Below are 22,489 nucleotides of genomic sequence, written 5' to 3' on the forward strand. Positions count from 1 at the left end.
GGACAAGTGGGTAAACAAAACAGTAAAGGGGAAAGAATGAAATTTATTCAAGACAGTAAGTTTTATGCGGTGATACTATTTCTACTAATATTAATGAAATTTCAATTCTTTTGCTGGTGATTCTGCCTTGAAGCTTTTAACAGATATCTCAAGACCTTTAATCTGTCCTCTCAATTTTTTTGAGATCGCAAGTCCAACTTCATCATCCCCAACATGGTTGATCTGTGGACCGGAAGATATTTCTTCTGTGTGTTCCACTACAATATCTCGATGAGTGTTGTTCATGACAATGTTATGATTGATTCGCATGTTTTTTGCCTCCACATATTTTGAGAGATTTGTTAAAGACCCCTGACATTTATTGTATCGACATCTTTTAAATATTTTTAAAAAGGGATAATCAGGAAAATAAGGATAATCCCCCGATAACAGTCGGAGGATTTGTAAAAGTTAATGTAAGCATAAAAGCACTACGTATTTAGGCAAACCAATAGCATGAATATGACATGGGTCATGGCTTCATTTATGATTTGTTTGCTTAACGGAGTCGGCAAGAAATTTCATGATCCTGACTGACAGCTACAGGCTTGAATGTAGTCGTTCATTTTGCACAAATTTAATCTTTGAGTGGATGGTCTAAAAATAGACAACATTTCCATTTATATCAATCATTTTCCCGAATAATTGACAACTATAAAAGTATACTTGTTCTTGCTCATATTTACAATAAGACTTTAAAACCAATACAAAAGTCCTGCTTGATGGGAAAATTGTTTAAACTTGGTGAAAAGGGGGATCTTCATTGGTTTATCTATCCGTTAATTCACCAGTTCGATCAGTAATGATTTTTAATCCTTTTTGTGGTACGGAAATGAGAATTTCTTTCCCAGAAACACCATCGATGTTTTGAATGTCGGCAATCTTCCAAGCTCCACTTCCAATCTGATAGTTTTTAGTCGTTTTGTTATAATCCCGGATTAAAAAAACAGATTGATATGTTTTTAGAATGATTTCCCCGCCATGCTTCCCATCGGTGTCTTGAACATCGTGAAAAGTCCATGAAAAATACGGAATTTCATAGTTTTTAAATGTATTCGATCTGTCATTGAGAATATAAAGCTTTTGACCAACTGTAACGATTAATTCAGCTCCGGCTTTACCATCTGTGTCTGCTGCTTTGACAAGATTCCAAAATCCACCGTTTCCGGGTGGAACGACATGTTCTTTAAAAGATGCAGTGCGGTCATTAATAATCATGATTTTATTACTGGCGATTACAATCACTTCTCCACCAGGCTGCCCGTCTGTATCAGCTACATGGGTAATCGCCCAATTGCCGTATGAAACAGAATATTGCTTTGTTTTTTTCGTTTTATGGTGAATGATAGTTGTTGTTTTGCCGCTTGCAACAACCAATTCATCACCACTCATCCCGTCTGTGTCTGCAACTTTAGCAAGCGCCCAGCTGGCACTGGAAATCGGATATGTTGTTTTTTTCCCATTTGCTTCATCTACTTCAATTGAACTGACGACATTATAAACCGCTTCTTTCATACCATCACCGTTTAAATCCCAAGAACCAAGATATACTTTATCTAAAGCAGCAGACGGTGTTTGAAAAATAAACAATGAGCTGATGAATAGGCTTAATAATAAACAAATCTGCTTTTTCATAAGACGTCCTCCTTAAGTTATTTTTTAAGATTCTTTATTGTTTCTGTTCGGTCGATTACCATTTTTCGGTTTGAATTCGGAATATCGATCAGGACTTCCGCTCCAGCGATACCGTCAACATCTGTAATCTCACGAACTGACCAAACCCCGTTTTTGGTGATTTGATATGTTTTTTTCACACCGCTTCTATCTCTAACAATCATAAGATGATCACCGACAGACATGATCACTTCTGCTCCTGATTTGCCATCAGTGTCTATCACACCTTCAATTTTCCAGTACTGTGCGGACGTTGAGATTGGATATGTTTTTATCCTCTTCATTCCGTCATAGATGATTTTAAGATCATTTCCTGCTTTAACAACAATTTCACTGCCTGGTTGCTGATTTGTATCGTCAATGCCCCCGACATACCAGACACCATTTGTTATATAATATTCGTGCGTATTTCTTAAACTGTCGCTGATGACTTTTAAATTGGCACCAGCAGTCACAATGACTTCATCACCACCGCGATGATCCGTGTTTGAAGTACTAACGACTTCCCACATTCCATTAAAAACTGGATATTCAGTCGAGTACTTCCCTTTATAATGAATGATTTGAAGATGATCTCCCGCTTTCACTATCAGTTCATCACCTTGGGTACCGTTCGTATTTGCAACCGTTGCCAGGTGCCAAACTGGATTGGAAATAGGGAACTTTGTTGATTGTCCTTGGCTGACAACTTCAATCGCTGTACCGTTGTAATTAAACACTTGTTCAAGTTTTCCATTCCCATTTAAATCCCAAGAACCAAGATAATTTCGTACCGCCGCATATCCGCTAGAAGGAAAAAGGTTAAAGAATAAGAACGTACAAGCAAGCATACTAGAAAAAAAAACGGTTTTTTTCATAGCACTAACTCCTTTTTTGTCATTTATAAACAAAAACTAATTTCTATATCATCATTTGTTTATCCTTCTAAATATTTCAATACGGTAGTTTAGATGGGGAAGATAACCTTAGAAAATATAATGGAGGCAGTTAAACAGTCGCTAAAAATCCACAAGACAGATTTGTTCTGAATCGAGACCCAGAAAGTAAGAAACCGTCCAACATTGAAGAGGGGGGACTTGACCGATTTGTAGTAAAAAGATATTGATACGAATACATACTTTAAGCCTAGAAAAATCGTAAGTACATAAGAGAGGCTACTGTTCATTACTGTCAAGTTTACTCTGTTCCCAAGAAGCTCCGACTGCACACGAGGATCAGAAAATAACAAAACCCCCGACAACAGTCGGAGGATTTGTTTAAAGTTAAGGTTGGTTACTATCAGGTGAAACTGCTTTTCTAATAAATAATGTAATCACAAAAGCAATACCGCATAAAGCCAAGGCAAACCAATAGGCATGGTGCAGACCGTGGGTCATCGCTTCATTGATGATTTGTTTACTTAATGGCGCTTGCTGTTCGGCAAGAAAACTTTGTTTCCCTTGACTCATGATACTGACAAAAACGGAAACCCCTAGTGCACCAGCGACAGGCTGTAATGTGTTGGCGATTGCCGTTCCATGTGGATATAAATGTTTTGGCAGTTCATTTAAAGCATTGGTTTGTGCAGGCATCATGATCGCAGAAATGGACAGCATTAAGACGATATATATGATCATGAAAGACCAAATTGGGACAGCTGGGCTTATTTTACTAAAGAAGAACATAACACCGGTTAAAACAATCGCACCAGGTATGATCAGTTTTCGTGGTCCAAATCTATCAAATAAAGTACCCATGACCGGTGACATTAATCCATTTAATAATGCACCTGGCAAGAGTAATAACCCTGCAGTTTTTGCAGAAACACCCATAGGTCCCTGTAAATACATTGGCATTACAATTTCAGAAGCAAACATCGCCATAATGACAATCACAAATAAACAGATACCGCGTGCATAATTTTTATAAGCAAATACGCGTACATCCAATAATGGTTCATCTAATTTCAATTGCCGGAGCACAAAGATGAATAAGCTAATCAGACTTATGATCATAAGTGAAATAACAGTAACAGAACGAAAACCTTCCGAAGTTTCTCCAGCACTACTAAAGCTATAGACAATTCCTCCAATCCCAATTGTTGAAAGAATAATCGATAAAATATCAGCTTTGGGACGTGTAACCTCTCCGACATTTTGCAAATATTTAAACGCAAACAGAATAGAAAAGACCACGAAAGGAATCACGCTAATAAACAGCCAGCGCCAACCTAAAATGTCAACAATGACTCCTGATAAAGTGGGTCCGATTGCCGGAGCAAACATTATCACTAATCCGAAAGTCCCCATTATTTTCCCGCGAACTTCAGGGGGATAAATTAACAATAACGCATTCATCACGATAGGAATCAACAACCCAGTGCCCACAGCCTGTATCATCCGTCCAGCTAACAGCATTGGAAAATTAATCGCACAAGCAGCAGTGATCGTTCCTAACAAAAAAACAGTCATGACCCCGATAAACATTTGTCTTGTCGTAAATGATTGGATAAGTAATGCAGATATTGGCATTAAAATACCCATGACCAGCATAAAACCTGTTGCCAACCATTGAACAGTTGAAGCATTAACACTAAACACCGCCATAATCTCTGTTAAAGCAATGTTAAGTAAAGTTTCATTTAATATTGAAAAAAATGCACCGATCATAAAGGTGATCAGTATCGCTTTTGAATTAATCTTCTGATCCATACCATTCCTCCTCTAATTATGATTTTACCGATATGTTTAGTATGTTTATTTCTTATATGAGGATGGGCTAAAATAAACGACTTTCTCCACCTCCATTTACCATTTTCCCCGCACGATGGGACAACTATAAAAGTATACTAGTTCTTTTTTATATTTACAACAAATGTTCTGCCAATCTTAAAGCTTGATATTTTATCTAATCATGTGAAATTTTCAACCAAGGGAGGATTGCCATGCAGAAACTGGTGGACATACGATGGAGATTATCTATAATTTTGCTATCGATACGTTTAATCAATAATTCCTGAAATTGAAATGAACCAGATGATGACGAGAATGCAAGTGGAAAAACCACTTCAGTTGATCGTTGATCAAAGCTCAGAAGGTTATATTCAGAAAAACTGCTCTGTATATTTTAACGGGAACACATGTTAAAAGTCATTCACATTTTAAAAAGTGAATGCAATCATAAGTAGAACAAATTCGACATTAAAAAGCTCAAAAGCGGCGTCACTACATAACGAGTGAACGCCACTTCTTGTCTAGCTGACAGCTTCATCCTTAGAAAATTGACTAAAATATAAATCAGCGTAAAAGCCATTTTGCCGGAGAAGTTCTTCATGGTCTCCTTTTTCAATGATGCTTCCGTTGTTCATCACCAAAATTAAATCTGCATCTTTAATGGTAGAGAGACGGTGAGCGATCACAAAACTAGTTCGGTTTTTCATTAGTTCGTTCATGGCTTGTTGAATATTCATTTCTGTTCGGGTATCAACACTGCTTGTTGCTTCATCAAGAATTAAAATTTTCGGGTTTGCTAAAATCGCGCGGGCGATCGTTAATAATTGTCTTTGCCCTTGTGAAATATTTTGCGCATCCTCACTTAATATGGTGTCATAACCATCAGGAAAAGTACGGATAAAGTCATCTGCATAAGCGTTTTTTGCCGCTTGAATGATTTCCTCGTTTGTTGCATCTTCACGCCCATAAGCAATATTGTCGCGGATTGTTCCATTAAAAAGCCAAGTATCTTGAAGGACCATTGCAAACATACTTCTCACTTGTTCCCGTGACAGCTCGCTCAGATTTATCCCACCGATTTTGATTGTCCCACTGCTTACTTCATAAAACCGCATCAGTAAATTAATAATTGTCGTTTTCCCAGCCCCAGTCGGCCCAACAATCGCAATCGTTTGGCCTTCTTTGACAGCAAGATTTAAATCATGAATAACAGGAGTGGCGACATCATATCCGAATGTAACATGTTCAAATAAAACATCACCTGTTAATTTCTCAGTGTCGACAGCCGCAGGGCTTTCTCGTTTTTCTTCTTCTTCATCTAAAAGGTTAAAGACCCGTTCTGCTGAAGCAATAGCTGATTGAATGGTATTGGCAATTCCTGCAACTTGAATGAGAGGCTGTGAAAACTGTTGTGTGTATTGAATAAAAGCTTGAACACCACCGATTAACAAACTTCCATTTAAAACAAAAATCCCCCCCATAATGCTAACAAAAACATAACCGAGGTTTCCGATAAATGTCATCATCGGCATCATTAATCCAGAAGTAAATTGTGCCTTCCAACCGGAAGCGTATAAACGTTCATTCATTTGATCAAATTGCTGAATTGCTTTATCCTCATGACCAAATGCTTTGACTTCTTGATGGCCGGTAAACATTTCTTCAACATGGCCATTCATTGCACCAAGTTGTTTTTGCTGGTCAGCAAAGTGTTTTTGTGAGAATGATGCGATCAGTCTGACTGCAAGCATACTTAGTGGAATTGTGATACATACAACCAGCGTCAAGACTGGGCTGATCAACAGCATCATGATGATGATCCCAACAATAGTGATCACCGATGTGATCATTTGTGTCAGTGCCTGCTGAAGTGAAGTATTAATAGTATCAATATCATTCACCGCCCGGCTAAGTGTATCTCCATGTGAATGTTGATCAAAATATTTCAAAGGAAGGCGCGTCAGTTTTTCGTTGACTTCTTGACGCAATTCAAAAATTGTTTTTTGAGCAACTCCGGCCATGAGATACTGTTGTAAGAAAGTAAAGAAGGCAGAAAGTAAATAAAGTCCCGCTAAGATCAGCATAAGCCGGCCGAGAAAATGAAACTGAACAGCTGTTCCTTTGCTAAAACTTGCAAAGAGAGAGGAGGTTGCATCCCCAAGTAGCTTGGGACTGATCACATTAAATAAAGTTGATAAAATCGCAGCAAGAGCGACAAATACGAGTTGAAATGTCCGCGGCTTTAAATAACCGGCAAGTCTTAGCAGTGTTTTCTTAAATTCTTTTGGTTTCCGTGAGAAGGAGACTTGATGCTCTTGTTTTTGCTTCATGCGCTTTCCTCCTCAGTTTGTTGTGATGCTACAATTTCTTGATAAACATTGTTTTCAGCCAGCAATTGTTGATGTGTGCCAATTCCGACAATTTTTCCTTCATTTAAAACGATGATTTGATCTGCTTCCGTAATAGAGCTGACCCTTTGAGCGACAAGGATCACGGCGGCATGTGCAGTTGTTTCTTTTAATGCTTGTCGAAGTTTTTGATCTGTTTTATAATCAAGCGCCGAAAAACTATCATCAAACAAATAAATATCCGGTTTTCTGACTAATGCTCTTGCAATAGAAAGCCGCTGTTTTTGCCCACCTGATAGATTGGCTCCTGCTTGCTCAATGTAAGAATCAATCCCATTTTCTTTGCTTTCAACAAACTCCGCGGCTTGGGCTATTTTAAGCGCTGTTAATATTTCTGCTTCTGTAGCATCTTCTTTACCAAAACAGATATTTTCTCGAATTGTTCCACTGAATAAAGAAGCTTTCTGTGGGACATAGCCGATTTTTGCACGCAACTTTTGTTGGGGAATCTGTCTAACATCAGTGCCATTCACAAGCACTGCCCCTTTTTCTATATCGAAAAACCTTGGAATCAATTGGAGAATTGTTGTTTTTCCAGCACCTGTGCTCCCAATAATAGCCGTTGTTTCACCAGGTTTTGCCTGAAACGATATATCTTCGAGAACTGGTTTTTCTGCTCCTCTATATCGAAATGTCACATTTTGAAATTCAACAAAGCCGCACAAACCGTCATTTCTTAATGGCTCTTCTGGATCTGTGATCTGTGGCTCAACGGTCAGCACTTCATTGATCCGGTTAGCGGAAGCTTGTGCGCGTGGAATCATCACAAATGTCACAGCGAGCATAATTAAAGCCATTAAAATCATTGCAGCATATTGGAGAAACGCCATTAAGTTTCCTACTTGCATGTTACCTTGATCAATCCGAATTCCACCAAACCAAACAATTGCAATGTTTGTAAAATTCATCATAATCATCATCACAGGGAATAAGAAAGCCATGATTCGGTTTACAGCGATTCCTGTATCGCGAAATTCTTTGTTTGCATTTTTAAACCGGTCTTTTTCTACATCTACACGATTAAAGGCACGAATCACCCGGATTCCTGTCAGTCCTTCACGAAGGACGAGATTCAGCCGGTCTGTCTTTTTTTGTAACATTCCGAACAAGGGAACAGCTTTTCTACTGATTAAAAAAATCAATCCTGCCAGTATTGGAAGGGCTGCCAAAAATACGATAGATAGCTGTGCATCTCTAGATACTGCTAATACAATCCCACCGATCAGCATTAAGGGGGCTCTTGTCATCATTGAAAGCATCATATTTAGAACATCCTGTACTTGTTTGACGTCGTTTGTCGTCCGCGTCATAAGTGAACTAGACCCGAACTTACCAAATTCGTCTATTGAAAAATGTTCGGTCTTAACAAACAGCTTTCGTCTGATGTCCCGCCCGAAAGCGAGTGATGCCCTTGAAGCAAAAAAAGCCTTGCCTACAGTCATGAATATCGCCAAAACGGAACAAAGCACCATCCATACACCCGTTTTCAAGATGTAGGGAATATCACCATTGACAATGCCAACATCAACGACGTCTGCCATTAATGTCGGCAGATACAGTTCAAGCAAAATCGACAGTAGTGTGAAAAGTGTGACAAGAAAAATCTGAAGCTTGTAAGGTTTTAAATATTTTAAAAGAGAAATCATTTTACAACCTTCTTTTCATCTGTTTTTTTCTCGAATTCAATAAAATCAGCTACTTTATGAATCAAATCGGCGAACTGTTTGCTGTCTTTCTCGCCGAGATAAGTCACCAGTTGAATAAACGATTGATTTAGTTTGTTTTGCACTTGAAGTGCTAATTTTTTGCCTGCGTCAGTTAAGAAAATGCGGACAATCCGGCGATCTTTTGGATCGATTCGGCGATAAATAAGTTCTTTTTTTTCAAGCTTGTTTAATAATTGGGTCACAAATGGAGAAGAGACATTTAACACTTGATGAATATCCGAGACCATTTTTCCTTCACTCTCAGCATTTTCAGTTAAGAACATTAACACTCTTGACTCATTCGATGGGAGCGATTGTTTCATTTCTAAATCACGCAGTCGCTGAAGACCTTTCATTAATTCCTGAACTGTATGAAGTTGTTGTTTCATTTATAGCACCTGCTCTAAAAAAGTTAATTAAGTAAATAAACTAAATGGCTATCATCATATTAATGCCATTGCCAAAAAGAAGTCAATGAATAACCTTTGAACAATCAAAATCAACATGCTTTCCTAAAAAAACAAGTGATTTATTTAGTGATTGGGAAAAATAATGAATTAAGAAAGGAGGAGGGCATGATGCGAAAACGTAAATGGCTTTATATCATTGGGGTCATCCCAATCATCGTAGTTATTCTTTTTTTGACAATAAGGCACTTCGAACTCGAATATGCTTATATGCCACCAAAAGAGAAAGTGATTTCAAAAGAAAAACGGTCGACTGGATATGATGTATGGGGAAATTTCATTACCAATGAAAAAGCCAAGCAGATGAACTTATCAAGCGACAAAGGGGCGGTTAAAATCAATGATCAGCTTCTTGATTTGGGTAGGGAAACCTTTTATAAAGAAACATTTGGAAACGAGGTTTTTTTAACAGATATTCTCGGAATTCTCGATGGACCGATAACGTTCACAAATATGGTAAAAGCAATTACAGCGCTAAACGGAAAAGGGACAACCAATTTACAAGTCGAACTAGCAAAAACAGTCAAGGTGGGCAACAGGACCTTTAATAAAGGGGAGAAGATTGATACAGGAATTGATGTAGTAAAAGGTACTTATGCTCCTCTTGGTATGCCAATTACATATTCGGAAGGGAAAGTAAAAGTCGGGATTAGTTGTGCAGCTTGTCATGCTACAACAGATCCAAAGACAATACAGGTGATGGAAGGTGTCACAAATTCTGATTTGAATACAGGGTTGATGTTAGCACTAGCAACAAATTCTGCTGCTTTTTTTACACATGCTGAAGTGAAGAACATTAAACAATTCATGAATTCTCAAAGCCCTGTTATCAGTACAGGAAATGGGAAGACTGAACACTTGCCCAACCCGGAAAAATTAGAAAAAGCAGTTGATCAAGTGTTTCTAAAATGGGCAAAAGGATATTTCGACTCATCAATTGATATGAAAAGTAATCCAACGCAAATTCCTGATTGCTTTACATTAGGAGATCACCCATTTAGTTGGAGCGGGGTTGCGATGGCGGGTCCATTTAAAGGCCTAAGCGTGTTTAGCAATAATGTTCATGCGCAAAACTCAGACAGTCTCTCACAGGCTCCAGCAAGTAAAGCTTTGTTTGGGATGAGCCAGGACGCTTACATTGGAACCATTCTTCAGCATGCTGCTGGTCAAAAATACCGCTACAATCCGAAAAGCGGCAAAACACCATCGGAATTTTTCGCCAAAGCTGATCCTACACCAGATGTTCCCGGTGTCAATCAAATGATCAAACCACCGAGCTTTCCTAAAATTACATTGATGGCACCAGATGGTGTTATTGTCAGTTCAAAAGGCAAGAAAGTAAATGAACAAAATCATGCTGTTTCTGCTTGGCAAAACACTTTAAAGCCACCAACACCACCACAGAAAGCAAGTAGACATACGATGAAACAAGGGAGAAACGTGTTTACAAGAGCAGGTTGTATCACTTGTCATGCTGGAAGTTATTTAACAAATAACCAAGTGATTTCAGCAAGAAAAGTTGGGACTGAACCAACAAGGGCACAAGCTTTTAAAAAAACAGAAAGGATATTTGGTGAAAGTAAAATATATGCACCAAATACAAATGTGCCTATTCCGAAAGATGCTAAGGTTTTAAATGTTCCGACAAACCACCTTAATCAAGAGCAAATCAAACTGGCATGGGCTAAAAACGGCTCACCAGGTGGTTATAAGGTCCCAAGTCTGATTGGACTTTATTGGAGTGCACCATATTTGCATGATGGTGGTGTAGCGGTCGGAAGTTCGTTAAAAGAGATTGGCATTCCAGGAACGCTTAGTAAAGGAAAACTGGCCGATCCTTATCATAGCTTGTTAGCGATGATTGACAGAGACTTAAGACAACAGGTGATCAACAGTAATTCCGCTTCACCGGACTTAAAAACTGTCAGAGTCACGGGCAAAGGACATGAATTTTGGGTAGATGCTAAAAATGGTTTTTCTAAAAAAGAACAACAAGCATTACTTGAATATTTATTGAGTGTTGAGATGCCAAAAAATAAAGCCAGCCCGCAATAAAATGTACCCTTTGTAAAGGTGATTCCTGGATTCTACAGGGGTCATTTTTTTTTAGATCATATAACTTTAGTTCAGCTAGTGTTTCACAGATTTAATTCTTGTGGGGCGTTGTTCCAACAGTTTCCTCTTCTTGACATGGATTGGCTAACCATCCTTTAAAAGAGTGGATTTGTATAGTAGAATCCTTGATTTGAATGGATGAAGGCTCCCTCTGCTAATTTTACTCTTCTATTATTTTCTGTTGGTATCTAAATTGATACGGTCAGAAATGTTGATACTACCGTCAAAAAAATAGACACAGATTTTTCTACTTGTTTCCTTTTTGTTACAAGTTATTTGGATAATATTACCTTACAATTATATCATATTGTCTCGAAAAAACCAGATATTAGTTGAGAGTCTATATCCAATTGTACTAGGGTTAAAATTTATTTAGCGATTCATTGAAAGGCATTTTAGTAAGATCATACACTACATAAGTGAGTTGAAATCGTGTGTAAGTTTTTAGGTCAGCCAAGCTGAACGCTCGGCTGACTGATGTGTTATTGATATCGTTGAAGATGTGAGAAAAACTGTTTGACAAACTGATAAAAATCTTTTGCTGAAGGGGAGAGCTCCCGATTTTTCGGAGTAATAATTCCGACTGTGCGTTTCACTTGAGGGTAGTCAATCGGTATTTTCTTTGTAAAGCGGGGGGGTGTTTCATTAAAAGCACTTTCAGGTAAGAGTGTCACGCCCATATCCGCAGAAACCAAGCCTTTGATCGCATCTAAATCTTCACCCTCTGAAGAAATTTTCGGTGTGTAGCCTGCTTGTTTACAGGCATCAACAGCCATCTTGCGAAGAATGTAACCATCAGGGAAAAGCACATAGTTATCATTCCTGAGATCGCCTAAGTGAAGGCTTTTTTGCTCTGAGAGTGGGTGGTTAACTGGGAGAAGAGCAAAAATGCTTTCCGTGAATAAAATATCTCCTTTAATCTCGGGGTTATTCATTGGAACAGGACCGAGAAACGCCAAATCAATATCCCTATTTTTGACCGCTTCAATTAAAAACTTATATGCCCCTTGTCTTAGGAGGAAAGCAACATTTGGATGCTCATGTTTAAACTCAGAGATGACAGTCGGCAGAAACTGGCTGGCAAGGCTTGTCGGAAAGCCAATTCTTACCGTTCCTCTATTGGGATCTAAATACTCATTAATTTGTTCTTTTGCATAATCAATCGCTTTCATAGCCGCTTTAATATGAATTAAAAATTGCTTTCCGATCGGGGTTAATTTGACATTGCGACCTTCCCGCTCAAATAAAGCCACGCCAAGCTCTTCTTCAAGGTTTGCAATTTGTCTGCTGATGGCTGATTGAGCAACATGAAGGTGCATGGCAGCTTCTGATACGTGTTCTCTTTCAGCTACTTCCATAAAGTAATGTAGTTGGCGTAATTCCATCCCTTTCACCTGCTTATATCAAAATGAGATTAGTTTAATCTAAATTATATATTGTTTGTATGGATTTGAAAACCTACAATGGAGTTAGAGTTTGTAAGATTTTATGACCGGGAAAAACGGTAACCTGAACGGGGGAGAGGAACGATGACGGATCAACAACTACCTAAAGCGCAAGGTCTCTACCGTCCTGAATTTGAACATGACGCATGCGGAATTGGTCTCTACGCTCATATTAAAGGCAAGCCAAATCATGATATTGTCAAAAAAGGATTACAAATGCTCTGTCAATTAGATCACCGGGGCGGGCAGGGCAGTGACCCGTATACTGGAGATGGGGCAGGCATCATGATGCAGATACCTGATGCTTTTTTTAAAAAAGTTTGCTCTGATTTTCAATTGCCTGAAAAAGGGCGCTATGGTGTGGGAATGATCTTTTTTTCAAAGGATGACAGAGAGCGCGGGAAAATCGAAGCTCACATGAATCACTTGATTGAAGAAGAAGGACAGTCTGTACTTGGTTGGAGAACTGTCCCTATAAATGTCGGAAAAATCGGAAAAGTTGCCGCTGAGAGCGCTCCTATTGTTCGTCAAGTGTTTATTGGTGCTAATGAACATATCAATGACCATTTAGCATTTGAGAGAAAATTATATGTGATTCGTAAACAAGCTGAACACTGGGCAAAAGACCATGGGAAATCGTTTTATGTCGCCAGCCTTTCCAGCAAAACGATTGTTTACAAAGGACTACTAACACCTGAACAAGTGGATGCTTTTTATGAAGATTTGCAAGACGAAGATTTTGTCTCAGCTTTTGCACTGGTTCATTCCCGTTTTAGTACAAATACGTTTCCAAGCTGGGAAAGAGCCCACCCGAACCGCTATCTCATTCATAATGGAGAAATCAATACTCTCCGCGGCAATATGAACTGGATGAAAGCGAGAGAACAGCAGTTTGTTTCAGAAGCGTTTGGTGAAGATTTACCGAAAGTTTTACCGATCTTAGATGAAAATGGCAGTGATTCTTCTATTTTAGACAATGCTTTTGAATTCTTTGTATTGGCGGGAAGAAAACCGTCACATACTGCTATGATGTTGATACCAGAACCATGGAACGAAAATCCTTATATGTCAAAGAACAAGAAAGCATTTTACGAATATCACAGCTCTTTAATGGAGCCTTGGGATGGTCCGACAGCGATCTCGTTTACTGATGGCAGACAAATCGGAGCCATTCTTGACCGCAACGGACTCAGACCAGCTCGTTATTATGTTACAAAAGACGATTATCTGATTTTTTCTTCTGAAGTCGGAGTCATTGATGTTGATCAGGAAAATGTTTTATATAAAGACCGGCTCAATCCAGGAAAAATGTTGTTAGTCGATCTTGAAGAAGGACGGATCATTTCTGATGAAGAAGTCAAGTCAGAAATTTCTAACGAGTTTCCTTATCAAGAATGGCTCAGCAAAGAAATTGTTCATGTTGCAAATGATATTCAGGAAAGTGAAGAAAAATCAGTTCCCGACCTTTTCATGCGACAAAAAGCGTTTGGTTACACATATGAGGATATTCAAAAATATTTAATTCCAGTGATTACAGAAGGTAAAGATCCACTCGGATCGATGGGGCACGATGTTCCGCTTGCCGTTTTATCAGATCGCCCGCAATCACTGTTTAATTATTTTAAACAGCTCTTTGCACAGGTTACAAATCCACCGATTGACGCGATTCGCGAGCAGATCGTAACATCAACTTTAACATGGCTCGGAGCAGAAGGAGATGTGCTTCATCCGAATGAAAGTAGTTGCCGTCGGATTAAACTGTATACACCAGTCTTAACAAATGCTCAGTTTAACTCGCTTAGAGGACTTGTCCACCAGCACTTTAAAAACAAAACGATTCATACGCTATTTACAGGTGATTTAAAAAGCGGTCTTGAAGACATGTTTAAAGAAGCGGATAAGGCAATTGCAGAAGGTGTGACACTTCTCATCCTATCAGATCGCAAAATGGATGAACAAAAAACACCGATTCCAGCACTCCTTGCTGTAAGTGCATTGCATCAATATTTAGTTCGAACTGGTAAACGGACGAAAGTGAGTATTATTTCCCAATCAGGTGAAGCTAGGGAAGTCCACCATTTTGCAGCATTGATCGGTTATGGAGCTGATGCGATCCATCCGTATCTCACATATGCGACTTTTAAACATATCATCGAAGAAGACATTCTTCCATTTAGCTATGAAGAAGCTGTCACAAAGTACAGCAAGAGTGTCACTGAAGGTGTCGTCAAGGTGATGTCTAAAATGGGAATATCGACTGTACAGAGTTACCGTGGTGCACAAATTTTTGAAGCGGTTGGCATCAACCAAGATGTGATTGATCAATACTTTACTGGAACGGCATCACAACTTGGTGGTATCGATTTAGACACGATTGCAAAAGAAGCCATTCTTCGCCATCAAAAAGCTTATGCTGACACTTACAGTACAACTCTTGATTCAGGAAGTGATTTCCAATGGAGAAAAGACGGGGAACATCATGCTTTTAACCCAAAAACGATTCACACGTTACAATGGGCTTGTCGAAATGGCGATTATCGTCTATTCAAACAGTATTCACAAGCGGCAGATGAAGAAAGAATCGGTTTTTTACGCAACCTTTTCTCATTTGATGAAACACGAAAACCAGTGCCGCTTGAAGAAGTTGAATCTGTTGATTCCATTGTTCGTCGCTTTAAAACAGGAGCAATGTCATTTGGTTCTCTAAGCAAAGAAGCACATGAAACATTGGCGATTGCGATGAACCGTTTAGGCGGAAAAAGTAACAGTGGAGAAGGCGGGGAAGATCCAGATCGTTTTACTCCTGATGCCAATGGCGATCATCGCCGCAGTGCCATTAAGCAAATTGCGTCAGGTCGCTTCGGTGTAAAAAGCCACTATCTGGTCAATGCCGATGAGCTGCAAATTAAAATGGCTCAAGGGGCAAAACCTGGGGAAGGCGGTCAGCTCCCAGGAAACAAAGTTTACCCATGGGTTGCCAATGTTAGGGGATCAACGCCTGGTGTCGGTTTGATTTCACCACCACCACACCATGATATTTACTCGATTGAAGACTTGGCACAGCTCATCCATGATTTGAAAAACGCCAACCGTGATGCACGGATCAGTGTCAAACTCGTTGCCAAAGCTGGTGTTGGTACAATTGCTGCCGGTGTCGCAAAAGCAACAGCAGATGTGATTGTCATCAGCGGATATGACGGGGGGACCGGAGCGTCTCCAAAGACAAGTATTAAACATACCGGACTTCCGTGGGAACTTGGCTTGGCTGAAGCACACCAAACATTAATGTTAAACGGTTTGCGCGATCGTGTAGTATTAGAAACAGATGGAAAATTAATGACAGGCAGAGATGTCGTCATGGCTGCACTATTAGGAGCAGAAGAATTTGGTTTTGCCACAGCACCGCTCGTGGTTCTCGGCTGTGTTATGATGAGGGCTTGCCATTTAGATACTTGCCCTGTCGGGGTTGCAACGCAAAACCCGGAACTTCGCAAAAAATTCAAGGGAGATCCAGATCACCTCGTCAATTATATGCGTTTTATCGCTCAAGAAGCGCGCGAATTGATGGCGAGTCTAGGATTCAAAACGATTGATGAAATGGTAGGCCGCACAGATGTTCTCCACATCAGTGAACGTACAAAAGCACATTGGAAAGCGGGGCAATTAGATTTAGCAAACTTGCTCTACCAACCAAAAGGCATGCGTACATTCCGGACACCGCAAAATCATAAAATTTCTGAATCACTTGATATGACAGAGATTTTACCGGCGGTTAAAAGTTCAATAATGGATGGTATTCCGTCAGAAGCATCGTTTACAATTCACAATACAAACCGCGTCACAGGGGCGGTGACCGGAAGTGAAATTTCGAAACGCTATGGGGAAAAAGGTCTACCTGATGATACGATCAAACTGCACTTCACAGGCTCAGCAGGTCAAAGCTTTGGAGCATTTGTACCTAAAGGTATGTCACTTTATTTAACAGGGGATGCCAATGACTATGTTGGAAAAGGTTTATCAGGTGGAAAAATTGCTGTCAAAGCACCGGATCATTTCAATCCTACTTTCCGTGAAAATGTCATCATCGGAAATGTTGCGTTTTACGGTGCAACAAGTGGGGAAGCTTATATAAACGGACTTGCTGGAGAAAGGTTTGCTGTCCGAAACAGTGGAGTAAATGTTGTGGTCGAGGGCATTGGAGATCATGGATGTGAATACATGACAGGCGGACGTGTTGTCATTCTGGGAGATATCGGCAAAAATTTTGGGGCAGGTATGTCAGGTGGAATCGCCTACATTTTTGCTGAAGATCAAAAAGCATTTAAACGGAAATGCAACCAGGAAATGATTGAGTTTGAAACGCTTCTGAATTCGGAAGAGATTGCAGAACTGAAAGAAATGATTCAAAAACATTATCATTACACACAAAGCGAAAAGGCAGCTTCACTGCTAAATGATTGGGAACAAACTGTGACTCAATTTGTGAAAGTGATTCCGAAAGATTTCAAACAAATGATGGAGCGGATAAAAGAACAAAAAGAAGCTGGATTAACGGATGAAGAAGCGATGATGTATGCTTTTGAAGCTGGTACAAAGCAAAAGATTCCAACTCATGCTGCCTCTGCAAAAGAAGCAGTGGTACAGTAAGAAAGGGGGAGGGGAACATGGGTAAAGCAACAGGATTTATCGAATTCAAGCGGGAAAAACCGGCTGAACGAGATCCTCTCACACGGATTCAAGACTGGAATGAATATTCAGCGCCATTTTCTGAAGAGGCAGCAAAACGGCAAGGCGCACGCTGTATGGATTGCGGGACACCTTTTTGCCAAATCGGAATGGATATAAAGGGCTATACGTCCGGATGCCCAATTTATAACCTGATTCCGGAATGGAATGATCTTGTCTATCGGGGAAGGTGGAAAGAAGCACTTGAACGGCTCCTGAAAACAAACAACTTTCCCGAATTTACCTCACGTGTCTGTCCAGCACCTTGTGAAGGATCATGTACAGTGGCGATTTCAGATCCGGCTGTTTCGATTAAAAGCATCGAGCGGACAATTATTGACAAAGGCTTTGAAAATGGTTGGATTAAGCCGCGAATTCCACAAAAACGGACTGGCAAGAAAATTGCAATTGTCGGTTCTGGTCCAGCCGGCTTGGCAAGTGCAGATCAACTGAATCAGGCGGGACATTCTGTAACTGTATATGAAAGAGCAGACCGCCCAGGTGGTCTGTTGATGTACGGAATTCCAAACATGAAACTTGAGAAAAGCATTGTTGAACGCCGGATCAAATTGTTAACACAAGAAGGCATTGATTTTGTTATCAATACTGAGATCGGTAAAGATATAACTGCCGCTGAATTGAAAGAACAATATGATGCCATTATTTTGTGCACAGGTGCGCAAAAACAACGTGACCTCTTGATAGAGGGCCGTGAAGCAAACGGCGTTCACTTTGCGATGGATTATTTAACTGGCACAATTAAGAGTATGCTTGATTCGAATTTCAAAGATAAGAAATTTATGAATACGAGAAACAAAGACGTGATTGTGATCGGAGGCGGAGACACTGGAGCTGACTGTGTTGCAACCGCTTTGCGCCAAAAAGCACGAAGCGTCGTCCAGTTCGGTAAACATCCAAAACTTCCTGATACAAGAACTGCTGAAAATATGTGGCCAGAGCAACCGCATATCTATACACTTGATTATGCTTATGAAGAAGCGAAAGCGAAATTTGGAAGCGATCCAAGGAAGTACTGTATTCAAACAAAAAAACTGGTTTCTGATAACAACGGTAATTTAAAAGAATTACACACCGTTCAAATGGAAAAAGTGGAAAACGAGCAAGGGGAATTTGAATTTCATGAAATTCCAGGAACCGAAAAAATCTGGCCTGCTCAATTCGTGTTTATCGCAATCGGTTTTGAAGGGACAGAACAACCGTTATTAAAACAGTTCGGCATAAACACAGTCAGAAACAAAGTTGACGCAAAATATGGGGATTTCAAAACAAATGTCGAAGGCGTATTCGCTGCAGGAGACGCAAGAAAAGGCCAAAGTTTAATCGTTTGGGCCATCCATGAAGGACGCGAAGTGGCGCGTGAAGTAGACAAATATTTGATGGGGAGTTCTGTATTACCTTAAAAACAGAGGGGTTTAAAATAGATACATCAGTCTGGCTAAAAAGTCAGACTGTTTTTTATTTGATTTGTACGTACTCTTTTTTTGTGAGTTTGGCATAGCCTAAAGTATTCGATAAAAAAAGGAGGTACTTTATAATGGAGCAAATGTTTGCACATGGTTATGAAGGGATGGAAAACTTTCGGCAGCAACAGCAACCCTATTATTCTTATCCATATCCATATCCTCGTCCGAGACCACGCCCTAGACCGCGTCCACCATTTTATCCTTATCCATACTATTATTCTCCATTTTTTTCTCCGTTCTATCCGTTCTATCAGTGGTAACCAAGCAGAGCCTAAGACTGTCGGACATTTCGACAGTCTTATTGCATCTTAGAATAAAGTAAGTTTCATAAGTGAAAGGAACCAACAACACCGAATGTTTACCAAAGAAAATGGCTCATTGCTTCCCCTTTTAAAACAGTATTGAATACGGTGACGCATCGATTCGCTTGAGATGTAGTCTAGAAATAGCTTCTCCTCCCTTGGTCGGTTCATGCTTTTCACCTTGTGAACTGGCTCGTGTGGTTTTGATTTTGGTTGATAAGGAGTTTTGGCTTTTTCGTATAAATTAGTCCATTTTTCCCCTAGTTTAATTCAAGTAAAAAAGCTTATTCCTTCTCATTCTAGTTAGAATAAGACATTAAAAGTTGTTTTATCTAAACATATTTCATATCTACTTCATAATGTTGTCTTGTAACCATTTTCTAGCCTCTTCACCTTCAAGAATTATAGGTTGATCAGTAGTTCCAATATTTATACTTTTGATAATAGCTTCATCTAACCCTTTTAATCCTGAAAGATTTGCCTCACTCAGTAAAGTGTCTTCAAAGTAAGCTGAACTCACATCTGCATTTTGAAGTTTTGCATTTTGAAAGTTAGTATAATAAAAAGAACAAGCCATTAAATTAGTGTTTGTTAAGTCAGCATTATCAAAAATAGCCTCAGAACAGTCAGCTTTAGCAAACCTTGTATTTCTAATATTAGCCATTGAAAAATTCGTATATGATAAATCTGTTTTATAGAAATCAGCCTTTGTTGCATTTGCAGACTCAAATATTGAGGAACAAAGCACAGATGAATGAAAATCCTTTTCTTGCAAGTTCATATTACTAAATATACATTCTGTGATGTACGCTTGATCCAATCGATATTTTGTTAAGTCTATGTTTCGCAAATCCACTTCATCAATCACTAGCTTCTTTCCCTTTTCACCAATCGTTTTTACATATATTTGATGTAAATCTAATTGTTCAATAATGTCTTTCACTTATTGAAAACCTCCTCATTCAGGATACCAAATAATTCGATTTGAGTAACCATTATCTTTAACTGCCTTTTTAAGTTGATCTACATGTTCAGGTATTAGATCTCTTTTATCTATTATTACATTATGGTTTCTACTAAATTCCTGTTCAATTTTCCCTATAGCCTTTTTAACCGTAAAAGCCCCTTTTTTTGGAGAGGTATGACCATTAGGATAAGAAACAAAACTCTTGACATCCCATTTAATACCTGTTGCTGTATCAATAAATTCTGCTCCTTTATGGTCAGTTGGATCACGAACTATTTTTCCCAGTTTTCCTCCACTTTCTAAATCTAAACCTATTTCTCTTTCTTTTAATCCTTGCTCCTCAATTCTTCCACCATGTGAAGGATCACCTGCTAAATCGTCGAGTTCCTTTTGAGTTCTTCCGCCAGTATAGGTGTTTGGCTTCTCCTTAGACTTATGCTTCTTCGGCTTAGAAACCTCATGAGTATCCTTCGGTTTTGGCTGATGAGGAGTTTTAGGTTCTCCGCCATGCCCAACCTTCGGAGTCTTCTTAATGCCGTGCCCACCATGAGCTTTTCCGCCTTTAGGACTTATATAAGAATCAAACGACTTCTTGATGAACTGAATAGCTGCCTTTTGTAATCCTTCAAAACTAAAAACATTTATCGGGATTCCTGCTAATTGCATCTTTGGAACTAAAGGTTTTTTTACTTTTTTAATCTTTGAAGCAGCCTTTTTAGAGATATTAGCGCCTTTTTCAAGCTTTGAGGCTTTTCCTCCTATGTTTCCTACTTTTGTCGCAGAGCTCACAAATAAACTAGCTATAGTTCCTCCTAAATATGTAAAATAATGTGCTTTTGATTCGGTATCACCATGCGTTACTTGCTTATCCCACCTGTCTTGTATTTCTTCTTTTACATTTTCAAGGAAGATCGGTGCCTTTGATAGTACTGATTGAGTATCTCTAAGTACTTGTTCTGGGCCTGAACTATGGTACAAATAATCACCCAATGCTGCAAGATTATAACCAACATTAATTACACCGCTAACAAAATCTTTTCCTAAATCTACTGTAGCTCCACCAGCACCTTTGTAGATATCCTTTATCTCCTTATGATATTCTTTTTGATGTTCATATGGAAGATACCACGTACCACCTTCATATAACGGGTTATCCCATGGGTTTTCAATTTCACTCGACTCGTTTTTCACTCTGCTCTCTGGAATCCGGCTAACGATTTCGTATTTTACAGTTCCATCAGACATGTATTCGCGAACAATTTGACCGTTTGAATAAGTCGTATATTTTCCGCCAACAAAGTCTTTGCCTGTACCGATATCATCTGTGACGTATAAAGAAACCGTTGGTTTGTGCCCCATTATATTATACAGCTTTCCATTTATCGTTTGGAGGCTAGTATCAATTTTCTTAGAGGTAAAAACGGACTCGACTTCATCTTTCTCCTGTTCTGCTAGTTTTCTCAGCATCATATTCATAGCTAACTTTGGATCTTCCATCTGCTGAAGGGGAGTGAGATCTGAAAGGTCTGAAACGCCTTCAGATTTTAAAATCGACCCTTTCTCATAAGTATTAATCTCAATTCTTGGGCCTGACGTATACATTTTCCCTAGTGTTTTCATGTAAGTTTTCATCGTCTGGAGATCGTTTGAAGCTGTCTTCAACTCGTTTGTTTGCTCTCTATCGAATGTGTTTAGCTTTTCAAGTGTGTCGTTGATCTCTTTCAACGCTTGTTTCTGATGCTTATCAAACTCACTATCATCCAACTCGGGTAAATCGACAATATGTTTGACTTTTTTGATGACGTCATTCGTTGAGGAAACCATGCTTTTCGTTTCTCTGTCGGCTTTATTTAAACCATCTTCAAGGTCGTTCTCAAGAAATTGTTGTGAGATCAATCCGTCGTCATGGGATTCTAGTGATTGTAACGATTTTTTGATTTTTTTAAGTGCTGATGTGTATTCTTCGATAAACAAATCATAGAACCGCAAAAAAGGGGTGTGACACTCTTCGTAAAAATTGCGAATCGCCTCACCGCCTTTTCCCTTTAAAGCATCATCTAAGGCTACGATACCATCAACGTTCTTTTTAATTTTATTGATTTCTTTAGATTGAACTTTTAATTCGTCAAGCGTTTTATCAATTCCTTCACGCAACGCTTTAACATCAAGAGTTTTCATTCCATTCTCCTCATTTTTAAAGTAAGTAACCAATACAAAAGTTTACCATTCTTTTTATAAATGTTGTGGGATGAAGAGACATATGTAAGAAAATGAATCTTTTGAAATAGGATATTATTCCTGTTACATCAGTTGAAATTTTTAGAGATTTCTAACGTATTCATCAAATAGACGGTCGAATTTCAAAAAGGTTAATCATTGATCATCAAATCAACGAGAGTTATATACGAACTTCTTGTTTTAAGAGCAGACAAACAATATTGATGAG

14 protein-coding genes are annotated in these 22,489 nt (G+C 39.1%); 4 read left to right on the top strand and 10 right to left on the bottom strand.

All coding sequences use genetic code 11. The annotated features are described in order from the left end of the window. Nucleotides 1–90: 90 nt before the first annotated feature. The 7 genes from PDT38_RS01805 to PDT38_RS01835 all read right to left on the bottom strand — a co-directional run bounded on the left by PDT38_RS01805 (nucleotide 91) and on the right by PDT38_RS01835 (nucleotide 8,927). Complete coding sequence (locus PDT38_RS01805) at nucleotides 91–309, bottom strand: hypothetical protein (RefSeq protein ID WP_270798599.1); 219 nt, start codon at nucleotides 307–309, stop codon at nucleotides 91–93. Nucleotides 310–807: 498 nt separating this feature from the next. Continuing rightward, nucleotides 808–1,674: a PA5033 family protein gene (locus PDT38_RS01810; protein WP_270798601.1), complete on the bottom strand. Its 867-nt coding sequence runs from the start codon at nucleotides 1,672–1,674 to the stop codon at nucleotides 808–810. A 17-nt stretch (nucleotides 1,675–1,691) separates the two neighbouring features. Further along, a complete protein-coding gene (locus tag PDT38_RS01815) occupies nucleotides 1,692–2,570 on the bottom strand; it encodes a PA5033 family protein (protein ID WP_270798603.1) in 879 nt (292 codons plus the stop codon). A gap of 405 nt (nucleotides 2,571–2,975) precedes the next feature. Then, nucleotides 2,976–4,403: an MDR family MFS transporter gene (locus tag PDT38_RS01820; protein WP_270798604.1), complete on the bottom strand. Its 1,428-nt coding sequence runs from the start codon at nucleotides 4,401–4,403 to the stop codon at nucleotides 2,976–2,978. Nucleotides 4,404–4,945: 542 nt separating this feature from the next. Then, complete coding sequence (locus PDT38_RS01825; RefSeq protein WP_270798606.1) at nucleotides 4,946–6,754, bottom strand: ABC transporter ATP-binding protein; 1,809 nt, start codon at nucleotides 6,752–6,754, stop codon at nucleotides 4,946–4,948. Then, a complete protein-coding gene (locus PDT38_RS01830) occupies nucleotides 6,751–8,478 on the bottom strand; it encodes an ABC transporter ATP-binding protein (RefSeq protein ID WP_270798609.1) in 1,728 nt (575 codons plus the stop codon). The genes PDT38_RS01825 and PDT38_RS01830 overlap by 4 nt, the downstream gene beginning before the upstream one ends. After that, nucleotides 8,475–8,927, bottom strand: coding sequence for a MarR family winged helix-turn-helix transcriptional regulator (locus tag PDT38_RS01835; protein WP_270798612.1), 453 nt, complete (start codon nucleotides 8,925–8,927; stop codon nucleotides 8,475–8,477). The genes PDT38_RS01830 and PDT38_RS01835 overlap by 4 nt, the downstream gene beginning before the upstream one ends. A gap of 189 nt (nucleotides 8,928–9,116) precedes the next feature. Between PDT38_RS01835 and PDT38_RS01840 the strand changes: the two genes are divergently transcribed. Beyond that, nucleotides 9,117–11,060 carry an electron transport protein gene (locus tag PDT38_RS01840; protein WP_394356208.1) on the top strand — a complete coding sequence of 648 codons (1,944 nt, stop codon included), beginning with the start codon at nucleotides 9,117–9,119 and terminating at the stop codon, nucleotides 11,058–11,060. A 542-nt stretch (nucleotides 11,061–11,602) separates the two neighbouring features. Here the strand turns inward: PDT38_RS01840 and PDT38_RS01850 are convergent. Then, the gene (locus PDT38_RS01850; protein ID WP_270798617.1) at nucleotides 11,603–12,505 is read right to left on the bottom strand and encodes a LysR family transcriptional regulator; all 903 of its coding nucleotides are present in this window, start codon (nucleotides 12,503–12,505) and stop codon (nucleotides 11,603–11,605) included. A 144-nt stretch (nucleotides 12,506–12,649) separates the two neighbouring features. Here PDT38_RS01850 and gltB point away from each other — a divergent pair, with 144 nt between their 5' ends. From gltB to PDT38_RS01865, 3 genes are all read left to right on the top strand, one after another. Then, nucleotides 12,650–17,212 carry a glutamate synthase large subunit gene (gene gltB, locus PDT38_RS01855; protein ID WP_270798619.1) on the top strand — a complete coding sequence of 1,521 codons (4,563 nt, stop codon included), beginning with the start codon at nucleotides 12,650–12,652 and terminating at the stop codon, nucleotides 17,210–17,212. A gap of 17 nt (nucleotides 17,213–17,229) precedes the next feature. Beyond that, the gene (gene gltD / locus PDT38_RS01860; RefSeq protein WP_270798621.1) at nucleotides 17,230–18,711 is read left to right on the top strand and encodes a glutamate synthase small subunit; all 1,482 of its coding nucleotides are present in this window, start codon (nucleotides 17,230–17,232) and stop codon (nucleotides 18,709–18,711) included. A 134-nt stretch (nucleotides 18,712–18,845) separates the two neighbouring features. Beyond that, the gene (locus PDT38_RS01865; protein WP_270798623.1) at nucleotides 18,846–19,034 is read left to right on the top strand and encodes a hypothetical protein; all 189 of its coding nucleotides are present in this window, start codon (nucleotides 18,846–18,848) and stop codon (nucleotides 19,032–19,034) included. Between the two features lie 391 nt (nucleotides 19,035–19,425). Here PDT38_RS01865 and PDT38_RS01870 read toward each other — a convergent pair whose 3' ends face one another. Beyond that, on the bottom strand, nucleotides 19,426–20,019 hold the full coding sequence (locus PDT38_RS01870) for a pentapeptide repeat-containing protein (protein WP_270798624.1): 594 nt from the start codon (nucleotides 20,017–20,019) through the stop codon (nucleotides 19,426–19,428). A gap of 15 nt (nucleotides 20,020–20,034) precedes the next feature. Then, the gene (locus tag PDT38_RS01875) at nucleotides 20,035–22,221 is read right to left on the bottom strand and encodes a ribonuclease YeeF family protein (protein WP_270798626.1); all 2,187 of its coding nucleotides are present in this window, start codon (nucleotides 22,219–22,221) and stop codon (nucleotides 20,035–20,037) included. Nucleotides 22,222–22,489 lie beyond the last annotated feature (268 nt).

The sequence above is a fragment of the Bacillus changyiensis genome (assembly GCF_027706145.1).
In the GTDB taxonomy this organism is placed as follows: domain Bacteria; phylum Bacillota; class Bacilli; order Bacillales; family Bacillaceae; genus Bacillus; species Bacillus changyiensis.